This window comes from Streptomyces sp. SID1328 (assembly GCF_009865595.1).
Lineage (GTDB): Bacteria > Actinomycetota > Actinomycetes > Streptomycetales > Streptomycetaceae > Streptomyces > Streptomyces griseoluteus.
This window is the reverse complement of sequence record NZ_WWKH01000932.1, coordinates 1-7,019: the sequence shown is the minus strand read 5'-3', so window position 1 is coordinate 7,019 and position 7,019 is coordinate 1. Positions and strand designations below refer to the sequence as shown.

At 70.0% G+C, this 7,019-nt stretch carries 7 protein-coding genes and 1 pseudogene; 4 read left to right on the top strand and 4 right to left on the bottom strand.

Going from position 1 to position 7,019, the window contains the following annotated elements:
- The 3 genes from GT030_RS30230 to GT030_RS30220 all read right to left on the bottom strand — a co-directional run.
- On the bottom strand, positions 1-681 hold a 681-nt coding region (locus GT030_RS30230), incomplete at its 3' end, for an amino acid ABC transporter ATP-binding protein (RefSeq protein ID WP_161203815.1).
- A complete protein-coding gene (locus GT030_RS30225; protein WP_161203814.1) occupies positions 678-1,616 on the bottom strand; it encodes an amino acid ABC transporter permease in 939 nt (312 codons plus the stop codon). The genes GT030_RS30225 and GT030_RS30230, both read right to left, overlap by 4 nt.
- 37 nt (positions 1,617-1,653) lie before the next feature.
- Positions 1,654-2,601, bottom strand: a complete 948-nt coding sequence (locus tag GT030_RS30220) for an ABC transporter substrate-binding protein (RefSeq protein ID WP_161203813.1) — start codon at positions 2,599-2,601, stop codon at positions 1,654-1,656.
- A 598-nt stretch (positions 2,602-3,199) separates the two neighbouring features.
- On the opposite strand from GT030_RS30220, the gene GT030_RS30215 reads away from it, so the two are divergent.
- The 4 genes from GT030_RS30215 (at position 3,200) to GT030_RS30200 (ending at position 6,440) form a co-directional block, all read left to right on the top strand.
- Entirely contained in the window at positions 3,200-4,423 is a 1,224-nt protein-coding gene (locus tag GT030_RS30215) for an NADP-dependent malic enzyme (RefSeq protein ID WP_130332249.1), read from the top strand.
- A gap of 173 nt (positions 4,424-4,596) precedes the next feature.
- Complete coding sequence (locus tag GT030_RS30210; protein ID WP_030807535.1) at positions 4,597-5,562, top strand: quinone oxidoreductase; 966 nt, start codon at positions 4,597-4,599, stop codon at positions 5,560-5,562.
- Between the two features lie 105 nt (positions 5,563-5,667).
- Positions 5,668-5,877, top strand: a complete 210-nt coding sequence (locus tag GT030_RS30205; protein WP_030807538.1) for an HTH domain-containing protein — start codon at positions 5,668-5,670, stop codon at positions 5,875-5,877.
- Positions 5,877-6,440, top strand: a complete 564-nt coding sequence (locus GT030_RS30200; protein ID WP_161203812.1) for a Clp protease N-terminal domain-containing protein — start codon at positions 5,877-5,879, stop codon at positions 6,438-6,440. Before GT030_RS30205 ends, GT030_RS30200 begins: the two co-directional genes overlap by 1 nt.
- A 21-nt stretch (positions 6,441-6,461) precedes the next feature.
- Here GT030_RS30200 and GT030_RS30195 read toward each other — a convergent pair.
- Positions 6,462-7,019, bottom strand: a pseudogene (locus GT030_RS30195) (PadR family transcriptional regulator); the annotation flags it as partial.

The following is a 7,019-nucleotide window of genomic DNA, read 5'->3' as shown; positions in this document are numbered from 1 at the left end:
GCGGGCGAAGCCCATCTCGTGGGTGACGACGACCATCGTCATGCCCGACTCGGCGAGGTCGCGCATGACGTCGAGGACGTCACCGACCAGCTCCGGGTCGAGCGCCGACGTGGGCTCGTCGAAGAGCATCAGCTTGGGCTCCATGGCGAGGGCCCGGGCGATCGCCACGCGCTGCTGCTGGCCGCCGGAGAGCTGCGAGGGGTAGTTGCCCGCCTTGTCGCCGAGACCCACCCGCTCCAGGAGCTGCATCGCCTGCTCCTGCGCCGCCCGCTTGGAGACGCCCTTGACCTGCACGGGTGCCTCGGCGACGTTCTCCGCGGCCGTCATGTGCGGGAAGAGGTTGAAGCGCTGGAAGACCATGCCGATGTCCCGGCGCTTCAGCGCGACCTCGCTGTCCCGCAGCTCGTACAGCTTGTCGCCCTTCTGGCGGTAGCCGACCAGCTCGCCGTCGACGTACAGGCGGCCGGCGTTGACCTTCTCCAGGTGGTTGATGCACCTCAGGAATGTCGACTTGCCGGAGCCGGAGGGGCCGATGAGGCAGAACACCTCACCCGGCTTCACCTCCAGGTCGATGCCCTTGAGGACCTCCACCGTGCCGAAGGACTTGTGCACACCCTCCGACTTCACCATCGGCACGACCGCCTTCGGCGGGGTGTCGTTCTTGCTCAGCTTGTCGCTCATGCCCCCACCGATCCTCGAGGCCGGCCCAGGGAGAACATGTTCGCCTTCACCTTCTGCCAGGGAGTGGCAGGCAGTTGTCGGCTGGAGCCTCGGGCGTAGTAGCGCTCGATGTAGTACTGGCCGACGCTCAGGATCGAGGTCATGATCAGGTACCAGGCGGCGGCGAGGAAGTACATCTCCACCGGGGCACCGGAGTTCTGGCCGATGTCCTGGGCGTAGCGGAAGAGTTCGGGATACTGGACGGCCGCCACGAGCGAGGTCGTCTTCAGCATGTTGATCACTTCGTTGCCCGTGGGCGGCACGATCACGCGCATCGCCTGCGGGATCACGACCCGGCGCAGCGTCTTGGCGTGGCTCATGCCCAGCGCGTGGGACGCCTCGGTCTGGCCCTCGTCCACCGCGAGCAGACCGGCGCGGCAGATCTCCGCCATGTACGCGGCCTCGTTGAGGCCGAGGCCGAGCAGCGCCGTCAGCAGCGGCGTCATGAAGTCCGACCAGTAGTTCTTGTAGATCGGGCCCAGGTTGATGTACTCGAAGACGAGTCCCAGGTTGAACCACAGGAACAACTGCACCAGCACCGGGGTGCCGCGGAAGAACCAGATGTAGAACCAGGCGATCGACGAGGTCACCGGGTTCTTCGACAGCCGCATCACCGCGAGGACGATGCCGCCCACGATGCCGATCACCATCGACAGGACCGTCAGCAGCAGGGTCTTGCCGACGCCGGTCAGGATGCGGTCGTCGAAGAAGTAGTCCGGGATCGCGTGCCAGTTGATCTTGCCCTGGCTGAAGGCGTACACGATCGCCGCGAGCAGCGCGATGGCGATGACGGCGGACACGTAGCGCCCGTAGTGCTTGACCGGGATGGCCTTGATGGCCTCCGGCGCGGCCGGGGGAGCGCTCTTGTCCCCGGCCGTCTTCTCGATGTCAGTCACAGGTATTGCCTCTCGGTGGCCGCTGAGGTTCCGCGGATCACTTGCCGCTGTTGATCGCGGCTTCCTTGACGGCGCCGTCCTGCGCGCCCCACTTCTGGAGGATCTTCGCGTACTCGCCGTTCTTGATGATCGCGTTCAGCGCGGCCTTCAAGGCGTCACGCAACTGCGTGTCCTTCTTGGCGACCGCGATGCCGTACGGGGCCGCCTCGACCTGGTCGCCCACGACCTCGAAGTCCTTGCCGCCGCCGGAGGTCTTCACCGCGTAGGCGGCGACCGGGAAGTCGGAGGAGGCGGCGTCCACACCGCCGGAGCGCAGCCGGGTCTGGGACTGCTGGTCGTCGTCGAACGGCTCGATGCTGATCTTCTTGCCGGCCGGACACTTCTTGGTCTCCTGCTTGGCCAGGTCCTCGGAGACCGTGCCGCGCTGGACGGCGAGCTTCTTGCCGCACAGGTCCGACCAGTCGGTGATGCCCTTGGTCTCGCCCTTGCGCGTGTAGATGGAGACGCCGGCCGTCAGGTAGTCGACGAAGTCGACGCCCTCGCCGACCTTCTTGCCCGTGTCGGGGTCGACGCCCTCCTGGCGGTTCTTGTTGTCCGTCATGGCGGACATGGCCATGTTGAACCGGCCGGAACGCAGACCGGTGAGCAGTCCGTCGAACGTGCCGTCCTCGAAGCTGAACTTCACGCCGAGCTGGTCGCCGAGGGCGGTGGCGAGGTCCGGGTCGATGCCGACGACCTTGCCGGAGGAGTCCTTGAACTCGACCGGGGCGTAGTGGATGTCGGAACCGACCTTGATCTCGCCCTTGTCCCGTATGTCGGAGGGGAGCAGGTCGGCGAGGGGCGCGGTGGAGGAGGCGCTGCCGGAGTCCTTGCCCTTGGTCTGGTCACCGCAGCCGGTGAGGAGCAGGGTGCCTGCGACCGCGATCGCACCGGCCGCTGCGATCCGGGACCGTGCGGTCGTACGACGGGTGGAGCTTGCGGTCATCGTGGTTCCTCCGGCGGATGGGAAGAGAAGACGTACCGACGGGGTCGACGAGAACACACACCTTCGGGTGCCGCGACCTCGTGGGTTTACGGCATCCTGCCATTCGGACTACGCCATTCAGGGGCGTCACAATGTCAAAATCGGATAACGGGTGACCGGGAACCGCATCAGGTCGGTACATCCGCCCGCCATTCGCACCGGATGATCTGCGGAAATACGCTGTTCACACCGGAAGATCCGCAGGGGGTCTCACGATCCGGACGGCCGGTGTGCGGTGATTGAGGGGATTCGCGGGGCGGTTGAGGTTCCTCTGAGGTGCGCCCGCCGGCCCTCTGCGCGAGGGGTGCGCGGAGGCGTGGGAGGGCCGGGCGGCATTCCGGGGCGACATGTGACCTTGCGCCTAATGGACTCGTGGTCCGCCCGTCCGTCCGGTATGAAGGTTCTTTACACCCCTCATCCGGGGCTCAGGGCGCGTGTGCGGCGCGCCCGTCGCGTATGTGCTCGTACGTATCCGTCAATCGAGCCGTGCGCGGTGCCCGCCCACTCCTCACCCGGAGTGGTCGACCCTCAACCATGCATACCTAAGGGGTAAGACAAAGTGGCAGCGGAGATCGTCAATCCTCGCAGCGACAGCGGTGCCGGACCGGAGGGCGGGGCCGAGCCCCTGGACTCCTTCGACCCCGCGTTCGCGCTGCACCGCGGCGGCAAGATGGCCGTGCGGGCCACCGTGCCGATCCGGGACACGGAAGACCTTTCCCTCGCGTACACCCCCGGCGTCGCGCGCGTGTGCACCGCGATCGCGGAAACGCCGGAGCTGGTCAACGACTACACCTGGAAGTCCTCGGTCGTCGCCGTCGTCACCGACGGCACGGCCGTGCTCGGTCTCGGGGACATCGGTCCCGAGGCGTCCCTCCCCGTGATGGAGGGCAAGGCGATCCTGTTCAAGCAGTTCGGCGGGGTCGACGCGGTGCCGATCGCCCTCGACTGCACCGGAGTCGACGAGATCGTGGAGACCGTCGTCCGGCTCGCCCCCTCCTTCGGCGGGGTGAACCTGGAGGACATCTCCGCGCCGCGCTGCTTCGAGATCGAGCGGCGCCTGCAGGAGCGGCTGGACATCCCGGTCTTCCACGACGACCAGCACGGCACCGCCGTCGTCACGCTGGCGGCGCTGCGCAACGCGGCCCGGCTCAGCGGGCGCGAGATCGGGCAGCTCCGCGTCGTCATCTCCGGGGCCGGGGCGGCCGGGGTCGCCATCGCCCGGATGCTGATCGAGGCCGGCATCGGGGACGTGGCGGTCGCCGACCGCAAGGGCGTCGTCTCCGCCGACCGGACCGATCTGACCGACGTCAAGCGGGAGCTGGCCTCTTTCACCAACAAGGCCAAGCTCACCGGCACGCTGGAGGACGCGCTGGCCGGCGCCGACGTGTTCATCGGTGTCTCCGGCGGCACGGTCTCCGAGGAGGCGGTCGCCTCCATGGCGAAGGGCGCCTTCGTCTTCGCCATGGCCAACCCGAACCCCGAGGTGCACCCGGAGGTCGCGCACAAGTACGCGGCCGTCGTCGCCACCGGGCGTTCGGACTTCCCGAACCAGATCAACAACGTGCTCGCCTTCCCCGGCATCTTCGCCGGGGCGCTCCAGGTGCGGGCCTCCCGGATCACCGAGGGCATGAAGATCGCCGCCGCCGAGGCGCTCGCCGCCGTCGTCGGCGACGACCTCTCCGCCGACTACGTGATCCCCTCCCCGTTCGACGAGCGGGTCGCCCCCGCGGTCACGGCCGCCGTCGCGGCCGCGGCCCGCGCGGAGGGCGTCGCCCGCCGCTGACGCCTGCGCGCGAGCGTTCGCCGGGAACGGCCTCGCCCCTTTGAGGGGGCGGGGCCGTTCGTGCGTCCCGTGGACTCGCCCTGCCGGACCCGGTGGGTGGCCTCGCGCAAGAGGGTGTGTGTCACACCGTCGGGCGGTTCCTTCGGGGCGGGGCGGAATCTATCGTCGACGGCATGTTCGCCGCCTATGCCGCCCGGATCGACCGTGACCAGCCGCTCTCCGGCCTGGAGTTGGGGGAGCGTCCGGCCCCCGAGGCCCGGCCGGGCTGGAGCACCGTCGACGTCCGTGCCGCCTCCCTCAACCACCACGACCTCTGGTCCCTGCGGGGTGTCGGACTCCCCGAGGACCGGCTGCCGATGATCCTCGGCTGTGATGCCGCCGGGATCGACGAGGACGGCAACGAGGTCGTCCTGCACTCCGTCATCGGCCAGAGCGGCCACGGGGTCGGCCCCCGCGAGCCCCGCTCCATCCTCACCGAGCGCTACCAGGGCACCTTCGCCGAACAGGTCGCCGTCCCCACCTGGAACGTGCTGCCCAAGCCGAAGGAACTCTCCTTCGCCGAGGCCGCCTGTCTGCCCACCGCCTGGCTGACCGCGTACCGGATGCTGTTCACCAACGCCGGGGTGCGGCCCGGTGACTCGGTGCTGGTCCAGGGCGCCGGCGGGGGCGTCGCCACGGCCGCCATCGTGCTCGGCCGGGCCGCCGGGCTGCGGGTCTTCGCCACCAGCCGGGACGAGGCCAAGCGGAAGCGGGCGCTGGAACTGGGTGCCGTCGAGGCCGTGGAGCCGGGGGCGCGGCTGCCCCAGCGGGTGGACGCCGTCATCGAGACCGTGGGCGCCGCGACCTGGTCGCACTCCATCAAGTCCCTGCGCCCCGGCGGTACCGTCGTGATCTCCGGCGCCACCAGCGGCGACCGCCCCTCGCACGCCGAGCTGACCCGGATCTTCTTCCTCGAACTCAAGGTCGTCGGCTCCACCATGGGCACCAAGGACGAGCTGGAGGACCTGCTCGCCTTCTGCGCCACGACCGGGGTACGTCCCGTCATCGACGAGATCCTCCCGCTGGACCGCGCCCGCGAGGGCTTCGAACGGCTGGAGTCCGGCGAGCACTTCGGGAAGATCGTGCTGAGCAACTCCTGAACTCCTCGGCGGAGCGGGCGGGTCCGGGCGCCGGGCCCGCCTTTTCGCGCACGTCCTTGTCAACTTGGGTTGACACCTCGGGCGATGTCAACCTAGGTTGACATCATGACGGATGCAACGGATCTCGCCCAGCGGGCCGGTGACCGCGATCCGCGGGTCGGGCTGCGGGCCGTGGCCGCACTGCGCAGGCTGCTGGAGCAGCTGGAGGCGGTGCAGGTGCGCGGGGCGCGCAATCAGGGCTGGTCGTGGCAGGAGATCGCCGCCGAGCTGGGTGTCAGCAGGCAGGCCGTGCACAAGAAATACGGGAGGCAGTGATGTTCGAACGCTTCACCAAGGACGCCCGTGAGGTCGTCCAGGGCGCGGTCGCGCACGCGGAACGGGCGGGCGTGCGGTCCATCGGCGCCCAACATCTGCTGCTCGCCCTCCTCGACCGCGAGGGCAGCCGGGCCTCCTTCGCCTTCGCCGCGCTCGGCCTCGCCGGACGCAAGGACTCCCTGCGCGAGGCGCTGGCGGAGGCGCGGCGCCGGGCGGGCCTGACCCGCGCGGACGCGGACGCACTCGCCGGCCTCGGGATCGACGTCACGGAGATCGTCTCCAGGGTCGAGGAGGCCCACGGCACCGGTGCCCTGTCCGGCGACCGCCGTGACACGGGCGGCCGGCCGGGCCGCCGGACCTTCGAGCAGGACGCCAAGGAGGTGCTGGAGGGGGCGCTGCGCGCCGCCGTCGGCCGACGCGACCGGCGCATCGGCGACGAGCACCTCCTGCTCGCCCTCACCGTGCGGCCCGGAGTCCCCGCCGAGGTGCTCGCCGACCACGGCGTGACCCAGGAGTCGCTGCGTCGGGTCCTGTACGGCGAGGGGACCGCCCAGGCGGGCTGACCCGAGCCCCCTGTCGAGGGCTCAGACCTTCGGGCCGTGGAGTATCGCCCCGATATGGGCAGCTGCCGTCGACAGATGGCGGCGGACGTCCTGGAACTGTGCCTCGGTGACGCCGTGGTCGCGGGCCGCGTCCCTGACGTCGTCCCGGAAGCGGTCCAGCAGACGGTCCAGGTCTCGGGCGGGGTCGCCGGTCGGGGGTTCGTGGGTCCAGGCCGGCTGGTACTCCATCGGGAAGTCCGGCGGGGTCTCGGAGTACTCCGGGCCCGGCTCGGCCTTGGCGCTCCCGGTGCCCGCCGTGCCGGTCCGCCGGCTGTCCTCCTTGCCGAAGTCGCCGAAGTTGCCGAACTCCCGCGCCAGTTCGGCCAGCCCCTCGCGGACCCCGGTCGGCCAGTCGCCGCGGGTGAAGTGGTCCTGCACCCGCTCCTGGACCCGGCCCGCGAGACGGCGCATCTCCTCCTGGGCCCGGGCATTGGCCCGCGACTGCGCCTCCTGGGCCTGGCGCCGGGCCTGCTGCGCCTCCTCGCGGGCGCGACGGCTCTCGTCCTTGGCGCGCCGGGCCTGCTCCTTCCACTCCTGCTT